Origin of the sequence: Fictibacillus enclensis (genome assembly GCF_001457035.1) — a bacterium.
In the GTDB taxonomy this organism is placed as follows: domain Bacteria; phylum Bacillota; class Bacilli; order Bacillales; family Fictibacillaceae; genus Fictibacillus_C; species Fictibacillus_C enclensis.
Genome location: NZ_KQ758617.1, coordinates 1,003,295 through 1,018,744, shown reverse-complemented (window position 1 = coordinate 1,018,744; position 15,450 = coordinate 1,003,295). Strand labels below are relative to the sequence as shown.

At 43.2% G+C, this 15,450-nt stretch carries 21 protein-coding genes; 7 read left to right on the top strand and 14 right to left on the bottom strand.

Annotation, left to right across the window (positions count from 1 at the left end; all coding sequences use genetic code 11):
- Window positions 1-23 precede the first annotated feature (23 nt).
- A complete protein-coding gene (locus AS030_RS05415; protein WP_061969227.1) occupies window positions 24-1,265 on the top strand; it encodes a nucleotidyltransferase in 1,242 nt (413 codons plus the stop codon).
- A gap of 3 nt (window positions 1,266-1,268) precedes the next feature.
- Here AS030_RS05415 and AS030_RS05410 read toward each other — a convergent pair whose 3' ends face one another.
- Both AS030_RS05410 and AS030_RS05405 read right to left on the bottom strand, forming a co-directional pair.
- Window positions 1,269-2,321 carry a SepM family pheromone-processing serine protease gene (locus AS030_RS05410; protein WP_061969225.1) on the bottom strand — a complete coding sequence of 351 codons (1,053 nt, stop codon included), beginning with the start codon at window positions 2,319-2,321 and terminating at the stop codon, window positions 1,269-1,271.
- Window positions 2,278-3,105, bottom strand: a complete 828-nt coding sequence (locus AS030_RS05405; protein ID WP_061969223.1) for a patatin-like phospholipase family protein — start codon at window positions 3,103-3,105, stop codon at window positions 2,278-2,280. The genes AS030_RS05410 and AS030_RS05405 overlap by 44 nt, the downstream gene beginning before the upstream one ends.
- Window positions 3,106-3,226: 121 nt before the next feature.
- On the opposite strand from AS030_RS05405, the gene ylbJ reads away from it, so the two are divergent.
- Window positions 3,227-4,462, top strand: a complete 1,236-nt coding sequence (gene ylbJ, locus AS030_RS05400; RefSeq protein WP_240482282.1) for a sporulation integral membrane protein YlbJ — start codon at window positions 3,227-3,229, stop codon at window positions 4,460-4,462.
- Here the strand turns inward: ylbJ and coaD are convergent.
- Together coaD and rsmD are read right to left on the bottom strand one after the other, a co-directional pair.
- Window positions 4,459-4,947: a pantetheine-phosphate adenylyltransferase gene (gene coaD, locus AS030_RS05395; protein WP_061969221.1), complete on the bottom strand. Its 489-nt coding sequence runs from the start codon at window positions 4,945-4,947 to the stop codon at window positions 4,459-4,461. The genes ylbJ and coaD overlap by 4 nt on opposite strands.
- Before the next feature lie 44 nt (window positions 4,948-4,991).
- Window positions 4,992-5,549, bottom strand: coding sequence for a 16S rRNA (guanine(966)-N(2))-methyltransferase RsmD (gene rsmD / locus AS030_RS05390; RefSeq protein WP_061969220.1), 558 nt, complete (start codon window positions 5,547-5,549; stop codon window positions 4,992-4,994).
- A gap of 355 nt (window positions 5,550-5,904) precedes the next feature.
- Here rsmD and AS030_RS05385 point away from each other — a divergent pair, with 355 nt between their 5' ends.
- Entirely contained in the window at window positions 5,905-6,282 is a 378-nt protein-coding gene (locus tag AS030_RS05385; RefSeq protein ID WP_061969218.1) for a DUF7147 family protein, read from the top strand.
- Between the two features lie 55 nt (window positions 6,283-6,337).
- Here the strand turns inward: AS030_RS05385 and AS030_RS05380 are convergent, their stop codons facing one another.
- Window positions 6,338-6,613, bottom strand: coding sequence for a YlbG family protein (locus tag AS030_RS05380; RefSeq protein ID WP_061969216.1), 276 nt, complete (start codon window positions 6,611-6,613; stop codon window positions 6,338-6,340).
- Window positions 6,614-6,705: 92 nt separating this feature from the next.
- On the opposite strand from AS030_RS05380, the gene AS030_RS05375 reads away from it, so the two are divergent.
- Window positions 6,706-7,032: a hypothetical protein gene (locus AS030_RS05375; RefSeq protein ID WP_061969214.1), complete on the top strand. Its 327-nt coding sequence runs from the start codon at window positions 6,706-6,708 to the stop codon at window positions 7,030-7,032.
- Window positions 7,033-7,054: 22 nt separating this feature from the next.
- Here AS030_RS05375 and AS030_RS05370 read toward each other — a convergent pair whose 3' ends face one another.
- Entirely contained in the window at window positions 7,055-7,495 is a 441-nt protein-coding gene (locus AS030_RS05370; protein WP_061969212.1) for a YlbF/YmcA family competence regulator, read from the bottom strand.
- Window positions 7,496-7,653: 158 nt separating this feature from the next.
- On the opposite strand from AS030_RS05370, the gene AS030_RS05365 reads away from it, so the two are divergent.
- Entirely contained in the window at window positions 7,654-8,418 is a 765-nt protein-coding gene (locus tag AS030_RS05365; protein WP_061969210.1) for an ATP-grasp domain-containing protein, read from the top strand.
- A gap of 40 nt (window positions 8,419-8,458) precedes the next feature.
- Here AS030_RS05365 and AS030_RS05360 read toward each other — a convergent pair whose 3' ends face one another.
- Together AS030_RS05360 and ylbD are read right to left on the bottom strand one after the other, a co-directional pair.
- A complete protein-coding gene (locus AS030_RS05360; RefSeq protein WP_061969208.1) occupies window positions 8,459-8,704 on the bottom strand; it encodes a YlbE-like family protein in 246 nt (81 codons plus the stop codon).
- A 15-nt stretch (window positions 8,705-8,719) separates the two neighbouring features.
- Window positions 8,720-9,154, bottom strand: a complete 435-nt coding sequence (ylbD, locus tag AS030_RS05355) for a spore coat protein YlbD (RefSeq protein ID WP_061969206.1) — start codon at window positions 9,152-9,154, stop codon at window positions 8,720-8,722.
- 174 nt (window positions 9,155-9,328) lie between these two features.
- On the opposite strand from ylbD, the gene AS030_RS05350 reads away from it, so the two are divergent.
- On the top strand, window positions 9,329-9,808 hold the full coding sequence (locus AS030_RS05350) for a PaaI family thioesterase (protein WP_061969204.1): 480 nt from the start codon (window positions 9,329-9,331) through the stop codon (window positions 9,806-9,808).
- 27 nt (window positions 9,809-9,835) lie between these two features.
- Here the strand turns inward: AS030_RS05350 and AS030_RS05345 are convergent, their stop codons facing one another.
- Together AS030_RS05345 and AS030_RS05340 are read right to left on the bottom strand one after the other, a co-directional pair.
- Window positions 9,836-10,855, bottom strand: a complete 1,020-nt coding sequence (locus AS030_RS05345; protein ID WP_141687027.1) for a CAP domain-containing protein — start codon at window positions 10,853-10,855, stop codon at window positions 9,836-9,838.
- A 115-nt stretch (window positions 10,856-10,970) separates the two neighbouring features.
- Entirely contained in the window at window positions 10,971-11,399 is a 429-nt protein-coding gene (locus tag AS030_RS05340) for a CBS domain-containing protein (RefSeq protein ID WP_061969200.1), read from the bottom strand.
- Window positions 11,400-11,562: 163 nt separating this feature from the next.
- Here AS030_RS05340 and AS030_RS05335 point away from each other — a divergent pair, with 163 nt between their 5' ends.
- A complete protein-coding gene (locus AS030_RS05335) occupies window positions 11,563-11,910 on the top strand; it encodes a YugN family protein (RefSeq protein ID WP_061969198.1) in 348 nt (115 codons plus the stop codon).
- Between the two features lie 234 nt (window positions 11,911-12,144).
- Here AS030_RS05335 and AS030_RS05330 read toward each other — a convergent pair whose 3' ends face one another.
- From AS030_RS05330 to AS030_RS05315, 4 genes are all read right to left on the bottom strand, one after another.
- On the bottom strand, window positions 12,145-12,870 hold the full coding sequence (locus tag AS030_RS05330; protein WP_061969196.1) for a nucleotidyltransferase domain-containing protein: 726 nt from the start codon (window positions 12,868-12,870) through the stop codon (window positions 12,145-12,147).
- Window positions 12,871-12,883: 13 nt separating this feature from the next.
- Complete coding sequence (locus tag AS030_RS05325) at window positions 12,884-14,071, bottom strand: GNAT family N-acetyltransferase (RefSeq protein WP_061969194.1); 1,188 nt, start codon at window positions 14,069-14,071, stop codon at window positions 12,884-12,886.
- Window positions 14,072-14,167: 96 nt separating this feature from the next.
- Window positions 14,168-15,025, bottom strand: coding sequence for a cytochrome c oxidase assembly protein (locus tag AS030_RS05320; RefSeq protein ID WP_061969192.1), 858 nt, complete (start codon window positions 15,023-15,025; stop codon window positions 14,168-14,170).
- Window positions 15,026-15,107: 82 nt separating this feature from the next.
- Entirely contained in the window at window positions 15,108-15,449 is a 342-nt protein-coding gene (locus AS030_RS05315) for a cytochrome C oxidase subunit IV family protein (RefSeq protein WP_061969190.1), read from the bottom strand.
- Window position 15,450 lies beyond the last annotated feature (1 nt).

Sequence of the window (15,450 nt, the reverse complement as noted above, 5' to 3'; positions counted from 1 at the left end):
AGCAATCAACAAGGAGGCAGATCATGAAAGCCTGCGGCATCATCGTTGAGTACAATCCATTTCATAACGGTCATTCTTATCATTTACAACTATCAAAAAAACAAACAGAAAGCGATTGTATAATCGCAGTCATGAGCGGCAACTTTCTTCAGCGTGGAGAACCTGCCATTATGTCTAAATGGGAAAGAGCAAAGACAGCCCTTATGGGCGGCGCGGATCTTATTATAGAACTTCCCTATTTGTACGCGGTGTCGCCTGCTCCGGTTTTCGCACAAGCGGGCGTCAGACTGCTTCAGGCCTTAAGAGCAAAGACTCTTTGTTTTGGAAGCGAGTCCGGAAATATTGATTTATTTTACCATACGATCTCCCAATTGGAGAAGCAAAAGGATTTATATGATGAAGCGTTCCATTCATACAGCAAACAAGGATACTCCTTTCCTAAAGCTTCCTCTCTTGCCGCCGATTCCCTATCATGGGATTCCGCTGCCCTGGATTTATCACAACCAAACAATATATTGGGAATGGAATATGTAAAAGCGATCGTTAACAGCCATGTACCAATGGAGGCACATACCATCAAACGCATTGGTGCATCTTTCCATGAAGAACGCATGGACGCCCATCAGATTGCCAGTGCAACTGCCATTCGAAAAACCTTGAACAGCTCCAAGAAGCCTTGCGTTTCTTCCATTGAACAAGCTGTTCCTTCCGATACATCCTTGATCCTTTCACACTACCTGAAGGAAAATGGACAGTTCACGACATGGGATTCCCTGTTTCCCCTCTTGCGTTACAAGCTGCTGGCTACATCTGCTGAAGAACTGCGAAAACTTTATGAGGTTGAAGAAGGTTTGGAATACCGGCTGAAGGAGACCATCCGGCACGCTGATTCTTTTCATTCTTTCATGACTGCTTTAAAAACCAAACGATACACATGGACAAGGCTGCAGCGCATGTGTCTTCACATCCTGAATCATATCTCAAGAACCGATGCAGAGGCGGCTTTAAAGGATGGTCCCCCTTACCTCCGGATACTGGGGATGAGCGATGTAGGACAATGCTATTTAAATGCCGTTAAAAAGCAGGCGGATCTTCCCGTTCTTACGACTCTTTCCAAAATGCAGCACCCGTTGATCGACCTGGAAAAGCGTGTATCGGCGGTTTACTTCGGCGGTTATCCGCAAACCGTTCTTACAAAAAAAATAAAGGAGGAATACAGTACCCCTCCTTTACGCTTTCAAAAAGATAAGGGTCTATTCATTTGACCCTTATTTTTTAGTTTTTAATTTTTTTAAATAATCCAGAGCATCATCCATTTTCTTAATCGGAACAATTTTCATGGAGGTGTTAATATCCTTGGCAGCCTTTAAGGCATCTTTATAATTATTGTCGCTTACCGGTGCGAAGAAGATTTCAGCTCCCGCTTTGTCAGCAGCAACAATTTTTTGCTGGATGCCGCCAATTGGACCAACCTCCTCATTGATGTTGATGGTACCGGTACCCGCAATTTTATGGCCCTTTGTCATGTCTCCCTCAGTTAACTGGTTCAAAATTTCAAGAGAGAACATAAGTCCGGCTGATGGTCCTCCAATTTCGCTCGTTTTTATGTTGATTGGTGGGTCTACCTTGATTTCTACGTCTGTCACAGGATATGTAATACCAATTCCCGCCCGTTTTTCGTTATTCTGGCTCAGCTTTTTCGGGAATTTTTCAAGCGCCACCGTCCGGTTCAGCGTTTTCTTGCCTCTTAGCACCTTCAGTTTTACTTTGTCTCCCGCTTTCTTATCGGCCAACCATTTCAAAAGCTCCTCTGTTGTTTTAACCGGCTTTCCTTCGAGCTCCACAATTTCGTCTCCGACCTTCAGTTTCCCTTCGGCAGGCATGCCGGAAATGATGCCGGTAACGTAGACACCTTTGCTGATGATATCCACTTTCTTACCGGCCTTCCTGTAGGCAACAACGGTAGCAGCGTGCTGGGAGTCCTGCATCATTTGCAGCTGGCGCTGATTGTATTCTTCGTCAGTTTCGTCTTCTGCTCTTACATTATCAGCGGGAAGCAGTTCCCTGTAATCACTTACTTTTGCATACAAATACTGCGGAATATTGGCTTTGCCAATTCGGACAGTCGTCAGCATAAAGCTTCCTTGTTCTTTATCCCCGCCTTTGACATGGATAATCGGTGCCAGTTCATTGGCACTGCCAGGTGATGTTACGTAGTAGGGCAATGGGTACAAGCCAATCACTAGGGCAATTACGATAATGCCGATCAGTGAAAGTCTATTGACCCATCCCATCTTCCGGGGATTCTGTGTATCTTTCATGATTGTTCTCCTTCCAGGTCTCAATTTTATGCTTAATGCTCTCAATTTTGCTTTTTCCTGCCTCTTCCCCGATTGATATGATTTCGTTCACATTTTTAAAAGCGGTGGAACTGAATTGTTCAACCATGGGCCGCACCATAATATCAGCAGAGATTTCATGATACCGCACAATCTCTCTTTGCATAATATCAATGCTTTGAACAATCACGTCCAAAATGGAAGCCATCTCAGGCTGAGCTTTAAAATGGGAAATGTCCACAGCAACCACGATATCCGCACCCATTTCCCTGACGACTGCAGCAGGTACCCTTTCAATGACTCCCCCGTCGACCAGCAGCCTTCCATCTATCTTTTCGGGAACAAAGATACCCGGTATAGAGATGCTGGCCCGGACTGCTTCAGCAATCGGTCCATTTCGAAAGACGATTTTTTCGCCCTTGATCAGGTCCGTAGCTACTATGGAAATCGGAATAATGGTATCTTCTATCCTTTTATTTTGTGTAAGGAGCCGGATCAATTCCTTTATTTTTTTGCCAGAAACAAAACCCATTTTTGGAACTGTATAATCCATATAATACTTTCTTTTAAACAAAGTTGCCATTTTTATCAGATTTTCATTATTATGGCCCATTCCCACCATCGCTCCCACAAGTGCACCCATGCTGCTTCCCGCGATCATGTCAATGGGAATTCCCGCCTCACGGAGCGCTTTGATCACACCGATATGTGCAAAGCCCCGTGCTCCTCCTGAACCTAGTGCCAAACCGACAATTGGCCTGTGCATTGGGGTTACCTCCTAACTGTTGTCCTTTTTAAGATATGGTCTAAAAACCTAAGCTATACGTATAAATATATGGATGGACAAGGGGATGTATGGTCAGAGATTGTTCTTTATGATCGGGGGGATCAAAGTGAAATGGAATTTTTTTAAATCGATCGCTCTTTCGGTCGCGGCGATTATCCTTGCAGGTGCAGTCATGATATTTCCCAAAGAGGCTTTCGGCGCCTCACTTGACGGACTAAAATTGTGGTGGGATGTAGTTTTCCCTTCTCTTTTACCCTTTTTTATTCTATCTGAAATCCTGATCGGATTTGGAGTGGTTCATTTTTTTGGTGTGCTGTTCGAACCTCTTATGCGTCCTTTATTCAGAGTGCCGGGATCCGGAGGGTTTGTATGGGCGATGGGACTTTCATCCGGCTTCCCGGCAGGTGCCAAACTGACCGCAAGATTATGGCAGGAAAAGCAAATTACAACCATTGAAGCAGAGCGTCTCGTCTCGTTTACGAACTGTTCAAATCCCCTCTTTATTTTTGGCGCGGTTGCAGTTGGTTTTTTCAATAATCCTTCCCTTGGAATTGTTCTTGCTTTGAGCCACTATGTGGGAAATATACTTGTCGGGCTTGCCATGAGATTTCATGGCAGGCGACGTTTAAAAGAAAAGAATACTTCCACCCCATTGCACAGGGTTCAGCCACTTCGCGCCTTACAAAAAATGCACGAAGCCAGGCTTTCTGACGGCCGTCCAATCGGCAAGCTTTTGGGAGATGCGGTTCAGTCATCCATTTCTACCCTCTTGATGATCGGTGGATTTGTTATATTATTTTCAGTGATCAACCGGGTACTGAGCCTCCTGTCGATCACCCCGCTTTTTTCCAATATCCTTGAGAAAGGTCTTTCTGTCTTTTCTATTTCGGGCTCTCTCAGTTATCCATTCATCTCAGGATTATTTGAAATTACAATGGGAAGCAAGCTGGCGAGTCAAAGTCCGTCCTTATTGATGCAGCAATGTATCGTCGTCAGTTTTATCCTGGCATTCAGCGGATTTTCAGTTCAGGCTCAGGTGGCAAGTATACTATCGGAGACCGATATCTCATTTCGGCCTTTCTTTCTGGCCAGACTGCTCCATGGTGTTTTTGCTGCGGCTCTTTCCGCCATTCTGTTTCCGGTGTTTCTCTCCCCACATTCAAAATCCGCCATCGCAGTCTGGGCGGATGGACATCTAAAGCAGTATCCCTGGTCTCATTATTACCATTATTTCTTGCAAATAGGTTCCTTGCTCACACTTACTGCTCTTATCCTCTCCATATTCCTGTGGGGCCTCAAACACTCAAAAGAGAAAAAACACCCCCGTTTTCATTAACGGGGGGTGCCAAACTTTTCTTTCAATGCATCTTGAACAGCAGGTGGAACAAGGTCGGCTACAGAGGCATGATATTTTGCCGCTTCTTTTACGATACTGGAGCTTAAAAAGGAATATTGATTGTTTGTCATCATAAAAAAAGTTTCAATTTCTTCATTTAGTTTTTTGTTGATCGAAGCAATCTGCATTTCATATTCAAAATCCGAAACCGCCCGGAGTCCCCGCAAAATAACATTGGCCCCTATACTTTTGACATAATCAATCAAAAGTCCGCTGAACGAATCCACCCTCACGTTAGGAAGGTCTCTCGTTACTTCTTGCAGCAGAGAAATTCTCTCTTCCACAGAAAACAACGGTTTTTTGCCCTGATTGTTAGCAACCACGACGATTACTTCATCAAATACGTTGGCTCCCCGTTTGATAATGTCCAAATGTCCGAGGGTAACAGGATCAAAACTTCCCGAACACACCGCTTTTTTATTCAATGCAACCACCTCATGCTCTCTTTTTAGGCATAACTTCTCTGTATTCACTGACCTTGCAGCCGGTATAACGATATCGTCGTACTGCCGTAGTTTTCTTCTCTGACTTTCTTTAAATTTCCGATCGCTTGTGGCAAGCGGACAGAAGGATCATGCTCAGCCACCACCTGCACATCACGATTCAATAAACCGTATTCATCGAGTTTTTTGATATCCTCAGCGATACGCTGTCTCGCATAGGGCGGATCGAGCAAGACCAGATCAAAGGCGAACTCCCTTTTTTTCAGGGCCTTCAATGCACGATGTGACTCTATTTTATAAACCTCGCTTTGTTCTTCATAACCGCATGCTTTCAAATTACTTTTCATAACTTCTGTTGCTTTGGCATCACGGTCGACAAATATAATCTTATCCATTCCCCTGCTTAGCGCTTCAATTCCGAGACCGCCGCTTCCACCATACAAATCCAGTCCGAGACCGCCCTCAAAATAAGGGCCAATAATATTAAATAGGGATTCTTTGATTTTATCAGTTGTAGGCCGCGTTCCTTGCCCCGGTACTGACTTCAAAGGCCGCCCTTTGCATTCACCTGAAATGACTCTCATTTTCCCACACCTTACCGTTCATAATTACTTGTCTGTAGTTCTTCATTATCCTATCACAAATTTTTCAGAATAAACACTGCAACCCGTATAGAAAATGCCTGCCCGGTCATACTAAAGATAACAACATCCCTAAGATGTTGTTGCCAACCGCGGAGAAGACTTACTTCCCCATAAGTTCTTCCTCCGGTTTCTCCTCTCCCATCGCCTTAACGATAGTGATTGTTTACTAATCCTAAAGGCACCCCGCAGATCGTCTGCGGGGTTTTTTTTATCTTTATATGTCCCGTTTTTCATACCCTTTTCAGCCTGTACCTTCTGTGATACAGTTTTAACATGAAGGAGGCTTTATTTACTTATGATCCAGCGATTTATTGAACTTGGTGAAGGATATTCCGATATTTACGAACTGTTGGAAATTGCACGTTCCAACCAAAATAGAATCAGCCAATTACTCTGCCTTAAAACTGATATAAACGGACGATCTCAAGCATCCCTACTCGTTGTTCTTCACCCTGCCCCAGAAGGTAACTTCCAGCCGCTTTACCTCTGCCGTGAAGGCGTTCCTGTTCCATCCAAACGCTATGAGCTTTTTGAAGATCTGGCCAGAGCCGTAGAAAAGGACATTATCACCTTTGATGTTAAGTCTTCCGGCGAATTTCAGGAAAAGGAGCTTTATTACCATTACCTTACGGGCATCTTGCGATTGAATTACTTGATTCCCCCGTTAATTTAAGAATCTCCCATGTAAAAAAAGATGACCCCTTTCAAAACACGTGGGTCATCACTTTTTATAATCCCATTTTATAATCGTATTCCTTGGCTTTATCCGGGATTTTGCTTTCATATTCTGTTTTAATTTCATGCTTATGGGATCTCTTTACTTCTTTAACGAAATGGAGGGATTCCAGTTTGTTGGCTACTTCTTCAATTTTTGCAGCATCACAATAAATGACGGCATATTTCATTCGTTTTGAAATGTAATGGACATTTCCATAGCGCCTCAGCTGCTTGGAAAATTTCAGAGAATGCAAATAGACCGCAAGACCCATTCGATTACCTATCATAATGTACTCCTTTAACACCATCTTTTCATTCAGTCTAGCATGATTAAGAGCGTCCTGCAATTTAATCCCAGATTGGAAAGGAGAAAGCAAAAATGAACCTGGATGACATATGGACACGTTTTCTTACCGCATTTCGCCAGGCAGATTTTATCGTTTCCATTGAAAAAAAGCTGGTTGCCGGCCTCCCATTCCTTTATATCCTGACCAGTGGCACTGTCTCAAAAGAGATGATTGAAGAAACGATCAAACAGGAGGCCATCCGTGCCATAAAAGGAATGCGGCTCAATGCGGAAATCATTTACGTACGAAAAGAGGCTTTACTATATGTTTACCGTTTTCGCTTTCTTGTTCCTCAGGAAAAAATGTTTTGCTGCGGCAACCTCTGCGAAGATTGTATACGCTACCAATCCGCCACATGAAATAAGAGCTCTGTTTGAGCTCTTATCCGCAGCTGCATGCGCCTCCGCTTCCGCATCCGCCAGAACAGCTTCGTGAATCAAAAAAGGGATTCCCGGTAGGAACTTTAATTTGTTCAGATACACTGCCCGCAATGAGCGAGCTGCATTCGTTTAACAGATTTTCCAGCTCCTTTTCAGCTTTTTTAAAGCTGGAGATGGTCTCATTAAAGTCAAGCTCCCGTTTTAACACTCTCACATTCGTGGAAACCGTTTTATAGTCTGGATGATATTTTCCAAACCGCTGAACTTCTTCATACAATTCTTTCACCTTGTTGAATTCTTTGATCAGGTTTTGTGCTTCTGTATCTTGTTCCAGTTTATATTTAGTTCCCCGGTATTGAATAGCGGCCTCTGATTCGGCTATCATTTTCCCGAGAAAATAAGATTCATCCAAAAGACTTACGTCTAATACTGTTCCCAGCATCCTCTCACTCCTTGATGGGTTTACTCAACTATAAATATTTCTATCATTATAACTGAATATGAAACGAGTTAAAAGGAAAATGACATTCAGGATTGACTCTGATCTCAAAAAAAACGTATAATACTCTCGTTTGTATGATATTGAGAGTGAGGACAAGAATGAAACTTGTAACGTTTAACCCATTCCGGACGATTGGCATTCCCAACGTCCAATATGTAAAACCCGATCATATGTTCAAAGAACTAGAAAAGATAAAACAAGCGGATGTTCTTTTATTTCCTGAAAACTGGCAAGTCAACTCCCTGGTCTATGGAATGAAAAAAAGAATTTTCCCAAGCATTGAAAGCATCCAGCTGGGCTACAGCAAAATGGAAATGACGAGGGCTCTGTGGACAGTGTGTCCAGAGAATGTACCTTATACTGAGATACTTGGCAATTCAAAAGATAGCAGACAAAAAGTCCTGGAAACCTTCTCTTTCCCATTTGTTGCCAAAGAAATCAGAAACTCCATGGGCAAAGGCGTTTTTCTTGTTAACAATGAAGAGGACTTCTACAATTATGCAGAAGCGAACGATGTACTGTATGTTCAGGAATATTTGCCGATCGACCGTGATCTTCGTGTGTGTGTCGTAGGAGATGAAATCATTGGCAGCTATTGGCGTATCGGAAGCAACGGCTTTCACAACAATGTCAGCCAGGGGGGGACTATTTCTTTTGACCAGATTCCGGAAGAGGCACTGGAGCTTGTCCGGCAGACAGCCAAAGCGCTAAATGTCAATCATGCGGGATTCGATATTGTAGCCGCCAATGGCAAGTACTATATCCTCGAATTCAATGTCCTTTTTGGGAACCATGCATTTAACCACCTTGAAGTTTCTCCCGAGAAAAAAATATATGAATACCTGGTAAAGGCAGAAGCCTGACAGTAAGCATGCTTTTATGTTTGAGGAGAAGCCTATTCCTTTATAGGTCTTCTCCTTTTCCCATCATGCTTAAAAAATCCATCAAAAGTCCGACAGTTTTTACCTGATTGTGAAACTTATCGACGCGCTGGCCGAAGGTCCTTCCAAAGAAAACATCCGCTTCCTTTACCATGTCTTCCAAAAGCATGGGATTCCTTGAAAGATCCCTGTACCATTTGGGCTGCTCCCTCATAAAAAACTTCAAGTCCGGCCGGCTGTGCAGATAATCAATGATCTCTCTCCTCATTGGTCACACTCCCCATTAGTCTTTATACGATGAAAAATAATTGTCTTTGGATGTGGATGACGGACTATCATACGTTTTGGAACCTTGAAATTGTTTTAATAACTGGTGAATCCCTTCGATTGCACCGCTGAACTGCGCTAAATGCTGGCCGATCTCACTTACATTGATATCCCGGAACATGCTAAAAAGGTCCCCGATGGTGATTTCTTTTTTTGTTTCTGAAGCGTCAGGCTCCTGCTTCTGCTTTCGTTCCTTCAATCCTCTAAAATGAGTATACTCTTCCTTGCTTTTTTGTTTAGGTTTATATTCGTTCCAGATGTCATGGTGTTCTCCAAGGACGACCCAATCTTCGTACACATCCCTCCACGAACGCGTATTTGAACGGACTTCTCTAATCAGCTTAGGATGCTTCTGAACAAATATTCGAAATGCCTCAACGTCTTTTTTCATCTTCTCACCCCCGGCTGTCCTTCAACGACTCCAATTCACCTATTACATGATACAGTTCCGCCTATAAAAAGGTGCGCCTATTTTTTTGCAGAGTCCCTCATTGTGAAGCGATTCCATTTATGTCAATATAAAAGAGCAACAGTTCGCTGCAAGGCAGAGAGAGAGGGTTAGAACATGGATTTGAAGAACGAAATGGAAGCCTATTGGAATGAAGCATCAGAGGAAGAAAAAATGGTGCTTACCGGTATTATGAAAGGCCTGAAAAGGAAAAGAGAAAATACATATTCAACGTATATTTCCAGCCTGATGGATATGCAGCTGAGAAAGCTGAACGAAAGCACAGTGGAAATCACTATACCTGTTACTCCTTTTTTAGATAATACAATTGGAATTGTTCATGGCGGCTTAACCGCTACGTTAATGGACACGGCGATGGGAACAGCTGCCAACCTTTCACTGCCCGAAAATTCAGCAGCCGTCACCTCGGAAATGAAAATCAATTACACATCCCCCGGAACAGGAAAATTCCTGCGCTGTATTGCCCAGGTGCTTCACCATGGCAAAAATGTGATCGTTACAGAAGCGAAGGTATACGGCGATCAAGAACAGCTCATATCCTTATCAACTGGCACATTCTTCATCATAAAAAAGTAAGGAAAAGCCAAATGGCTTTTCCTTACTTTATGGTTTTATAAAATTTTGCGTGTAATAGCTGTCATAAACACCTACACCGAGTTCTGTATAGTTCTCATTTAACAGTGCTTCACGATGCCCCTGGCTGTTGAGCCAGCCACCTACTGCTGCAAGTCCATCCGTATACTGGGCTGCGATGTTTTCCCCGGCCTCGTTGTAACTTACACCACCATCTTTCAGCCTGTCAGACAAGTCTCCTGCCTTTGGGGATGTATGGGAAAAATAATCAAGCCTCGCCATTTCCCTGCTGTGAAGATAGGCGACTTTAGCTGTTTTGGCATCCCATTTCAAAGGGGTAAGCCCATGGTCTTTCCTGATCACATTGGTAAGATCAAGAATTTGCTTTTCCTGCCCTTTTTCGATTTTGCGCTTCATGCTTCCCTTAAACTCAGGCTGTGGCTTCAAGCTGCCTCTGTAAACAACAGAGTACGGTCTTTGTGCCAGTAGCGTTTCTTTATCCATATATCGGATACTGAACAACTTCTGAGAAAATTTATCAAAATAAAGCTGGGCAAAAATATCATTTAACGGAATGAGCGGGCGGGTGTTCATTTCTTCTTCCGACAGTTCAAAACGATAAAAATCATCACCCTGCTTTACGGTTATCTCACTTTTAACTTGTAACTTTTTAAGGATGGAAGTGACAGACTGGCCGATTTTGAAAGGTTTTACCGGTACTCCTTTACCTGCGGCAAAAACCGTGACCACTTTATTGTTTTTAACACCGGCCTGCAGATAGCCATCTGTGTTGGAGTAAACATACCAGTCATAGCCATAGCCTGAAGGTTCTACTCTGTCGGCCGGGCCAAGACGGTCGTTTAAGTAATCCTTGCTCTTGCCCATAAAGTTGGCGACAGTGGATTTTTCAACTCGTAATGTTTGGATACTTTCCTTTGGGATCTTCTGTTTGGTTTCCTCAGGTGAATGATTGGGATGCTGTTCACGGGTATCCAAAAAGAAAAAAATTGCAAGCAAACCCAAAAGCGTCAGAATTGCTGTTTTCTTCAAAAGCTGTACTCCCTTCAAAATACATACCTTTCCTAACTGTACTGTACTTTAAGGGATTTTGTCCATTAAAGCGAAAAAACACCCATTTTCCAGGGTGTTTTTTCAAGTTCATGGGTTATTGAAGCTGGTCTCTCTGCTCGGAAATTTCACTCAGAGCAACACCGGCTTTGGAATCGGTTTGTTTATGCACCGCGATGTCCCCCAGAGACACAATTCCGACCAAATCGCTGTTTTCAACGATCGGAAGACGGCGAATTTGATCACGTGACATCAACTCGGATGCTTCTTCCACGCTCATATCGGGAGATCCGGTTATGAGGCGGCTGCTCATTACATCGCTGACCTTCGTTGATCCCTGTTTCTTTTCAGCCACTGCGCGAATAACAATATCGCGGTCGGTAATGACGCCAAGAAGCTTTTTCCCTTCACATACTGGAATTACTCCTACATCGTCCTGCTTCATTTTAACCGCAGTTTCATAAATGTTGTCTTGTGGCGAACAAGTATCCACATTAGTGGTCATTATATCTCTTAAAGTTTTCAAAAGGATATCCTCCCATTCAATTTTTCACATTTAGTGTGATCTGCTGATGAAAAATTATACAAGGATGGATAAAGGGGAAATATTTTGACAACGATTGCATCTTCAAGATTTTCATACTATCATAGAAAAGTGAAGGTTTACATGAACATTGGGAGGTAGTGTAATGGTATTTGAAGAAAGCGGCCTAAAAGGGCAAGTTGTCCAATTTTCAATCCTGGAGCATATCATGAACAACCACGGAATCGTCCGGGCTGGACAATGGGATTATGAAAGAATTACATACGATTATAAATTTGAAGACATGACAAATGGAGACGTTTACTACTTGCGCTTCCCTTGCATCGTGGCCGAAGGTGAGATTGAACGTCCCTATGCAAAAATTGAACTTGGCGACCCCTACCTTGGAAAACACTATTACCCGCACGGTGTGGAATATGACGAGGAGTTCCCAAAGAACATCGTAGACCACTGTATTCAAACCATTAACTTGGTTGCTGAAGAGATTAAGTAAGCTTTCTTGCCAGCAACTCGGTTGCTGAAGAGATTAAGTAAGCTTTCCTGCCAGCAACTCGGTTGCTGAAGAGATTAAGTATGCTTTCTTGCCAGCAACTCGGTTGCTGAAGAGATTAAATAAGCTTTCTTGTCAGCAACTCGGTTACTGAAGAGATTAAGTAAGCTTTCTTGCAGCAAAGTACAACCGAAGGATGCAAACAGAAAAAGAGTAACCCTTCCCGGCTGGGAGGGGTTACTCTTTTGGTCTGCTTTTTCCGATCGAGTAGCCTTCAAACAGCCGCCCGCCATACGGCTTCAGAACATTGTCGGCAAATCCGATCACCCGGTGCTTTTGGCGGGTCTTGTAATATTCATCAAAGATAGAGACAAAGCACTCCGCAAACTCTTCATTAAATTCCTTGAGCGCCCTGACAATCCATTTTCCTTCCCCAATCCAGCAGCCGTTGACGCGGAGAACAAACTCATGAATTTTGGCAGCGAGCCGGGATACTGTAAATAAATCTTCTGCCGGGTTGGTTGAACCTTCTAAATCATCCAGCAAGTTGGTGATTTCATACCGCGCCGAATCCACTTCCTTTGATTTCCAAGGCAGCGGACCTCTCTTCAAGAGGGCAAGTGCTTCATTTTTAATGGATGCCGCCCGACCGTTATCCTTAAGGATGATACCTTCTGCACACATTTGAGGAAGCGAGGGGCGAGCACGGTCCCTGTTTTCCTTAAAGAAGTCTTTATACGTATGAAAGCTGTGGACAAACACTTCGATAGGCCAGCCGAATTCGACAAATGACTTTCGATAAGAATGGTCCAGGGATCCGTCAAACACGATAATGTCCAAGTCCGAGCTTTCAGTTGCTTCACCTCTCACAATGCTTCCGGCTAAAAATACAACCTCAGCCACAGGAAAATATTGCTCAATAAATTTCTTTGCAGCATGGACTGCACTGTCTCTTATTGTCATTGGAATAATCTCCTTAAAAAAAGTCGTATATAAAAGGGGTCCCTGCCGGCAGAATGGATTGCAGCAGCTTGATGTCTTCGTCTTTTCCCGAAATTCTCCCAAAGCGGTACAACTGATCCGGTGTTTTATAATTGAACAGAATAGCGCTCAGCTCCTGTATGTTTAGGGATATGCCTCTTTGAGGTGTCACCGTGCAGGAAGAATTTCCTGTTTTCGCCGGGAAAAAGTTAATCGATTTTTCTCCTTTCTGAAAAGAAATGGAATACGATCCTGCATTCCACTCGGCAACCGGGTCGTTTACATGAAGAAACAAGGTTACATTGCTCTTGCACGTAAAAGGGTAATCCTTCAATGCTTCGAGAACGTTCACAATTCGCCCCATAAAATAGCTGCGCTGTTCTTGATGAATCTTCGGGTCCCCCAAGAAATACCCCATTTCATCGTCAGGAGGAACCACAATGGTCACATTCTCAATCATCGAATCATGGTTACCTATAAAGTTCCACAACCCGGTAAACCCTTCTTTGTCCAGAAAGACAAATTCTTTAATTTCCATTTCATCTTCTTTAATTGAATAAACAATATAGCCGAGCGCCTGACTTCTGCTGTTTTTATAAACCGCTATCTGTTTTTTGTTTAATATGTTGTTCTTCCACCAGACTTCGGTGCGTTTCAGCGTGCCATTATATCGAGCTGCAAATTTCTCATAGATGGGCTTTAGCGTCATCCAATCCTCAGAACCATGCCGCACTACCTTGCCTTCCACTCTTTCAAAAGGAGGGAACTGCTTTTTATGTATGTTGTACATTTTGTAATCACAGGTGAGTTCCCACCCAAAGCCCCGGTAGAAAGAGACCGAGAACGGATGAAGCATGGAAAGGTAGATTCCAGATAGGTTCATTGTCTGTAAAGCATGCATCAGCAGCTTTCTGACCAGTCCCGTTCTTCTATTTTCCGGCCAGGTTGCCACCCCTGCCAACCCACCCATTTTTACTGCTTTACCAGAAAAATAGGCGTCAAATGGCAGCAGATGATATTTTGCCAGCAATCTCTGTTCTTGATCAAAAGCACCATAAATCGTCATCGGGTCAGTATTTGACAGACGTTTTTCAACCTCCTCAGGGGTTAAGGAATACCTGAATGCATATTGTGAAAGCTCAATCGATTCCAGTAATTCGTCGCGTTGAAGATTCCTGATCAATGCTTCTCCTCCTGTTCTCATTACCAACTACTTCGACATCAAGACGTTTAATCATCTATTTTTCCAAAAAAAGATAACCGGTTGCCCGGTTACCCTTCAGGAATTCTTGGCTGCAGCAGTCAACTTGATCTTAACCAAGTCTTCCTTGTCTTTGGCCCGCTCTTTTTTCACCCATTTGTAAAAAATATGGCCAAGCACGGTACCGTATACCGCTTCCTGCAATACCTTCATTAAGATTCCGCCAGAATTTTGGTCTTCAAGCGGCGGCAGGAATGAAAAAAGCAGAGGCGCATGTGCGTAAGTGTCATACAGCACATGGCTTGAAAACATAATGAGAGCACAGGCAGGTGTCAACAGAACGCCGCTGGCAAACACATACCCCACTTTTTTCAGTTCGGACAGAGTGGTTAGTTCTTCGACCGGACAAAGTACCGGCCACCACATCGTAAATGCGGTGATGAACAATAGTGAGTGGCTGAAAAACATTAATAGGCCGTTTGCCATGATGGCATCAAAGATCACCGGCATATGATAAATAGAAAACAACGCGATAAAAACCAGAATGGCAATAAGCGGTTGGGTCAGGAAATGAATAAGTCTGATCAGACCTTTGTCCCTCTTCATCCATTTCAAATAAAAATCATGAGGCATTCCCAGGATAAGGAATGGGGGTACAACAAGATAGCTGATGGCCATTTCCAGCATGTGCACACTAAATAAATAATGGTGGCCAATCACATTCAGCGGACTTCCTTTGGAAATATAAAGAAAAACAAGTCCTACAGTGAAAAATATTTTTTGAAGCAGGGTGGCTTTTAACTCGCTGCTTTGAACCCCGTAAAACCGGTAATACAAAATGCCAATGACGAGGATAATCAAAAAAATATCCGGCCGGTACAGACTGTAAAAACTGAAATCGCTCAGTTTTTCAGGTGCCATCATATGATGGTTCATTATAGCAACTCCTTTCCCACGGAAAGCAGGGATATTCGATAGTTATGAAAAATGGCTGCCGATTCAGCAGCCATTTTTCGTTTTAAGACGTCCAGATCAATCCTGCAATGCCAACCACGGTAATGGCAGCGAATAATATACCGCTGATCATTCCCCAAAGAGGAAAATCGTGGCCTTTATGGCTCAAATGCATCCAGATATACAATTGGAAGAAAACTTGAACAACAGCGAGCACCAGAATAAACAGTACAGCGAACGAATCCGCTACCTTATCACTCCAGATGGCGTAAAAAGCAACCAGTGTCAAAAGAATCATCATAATGAATGAAACGTTGTGATGTTTTCTTTCTTCCTTGAATGCAAGCTTCCGCTGCAGTGCTTCATTGCGGTGAATATTGGTTTCAGTGTTGTTATGATCAGCCATA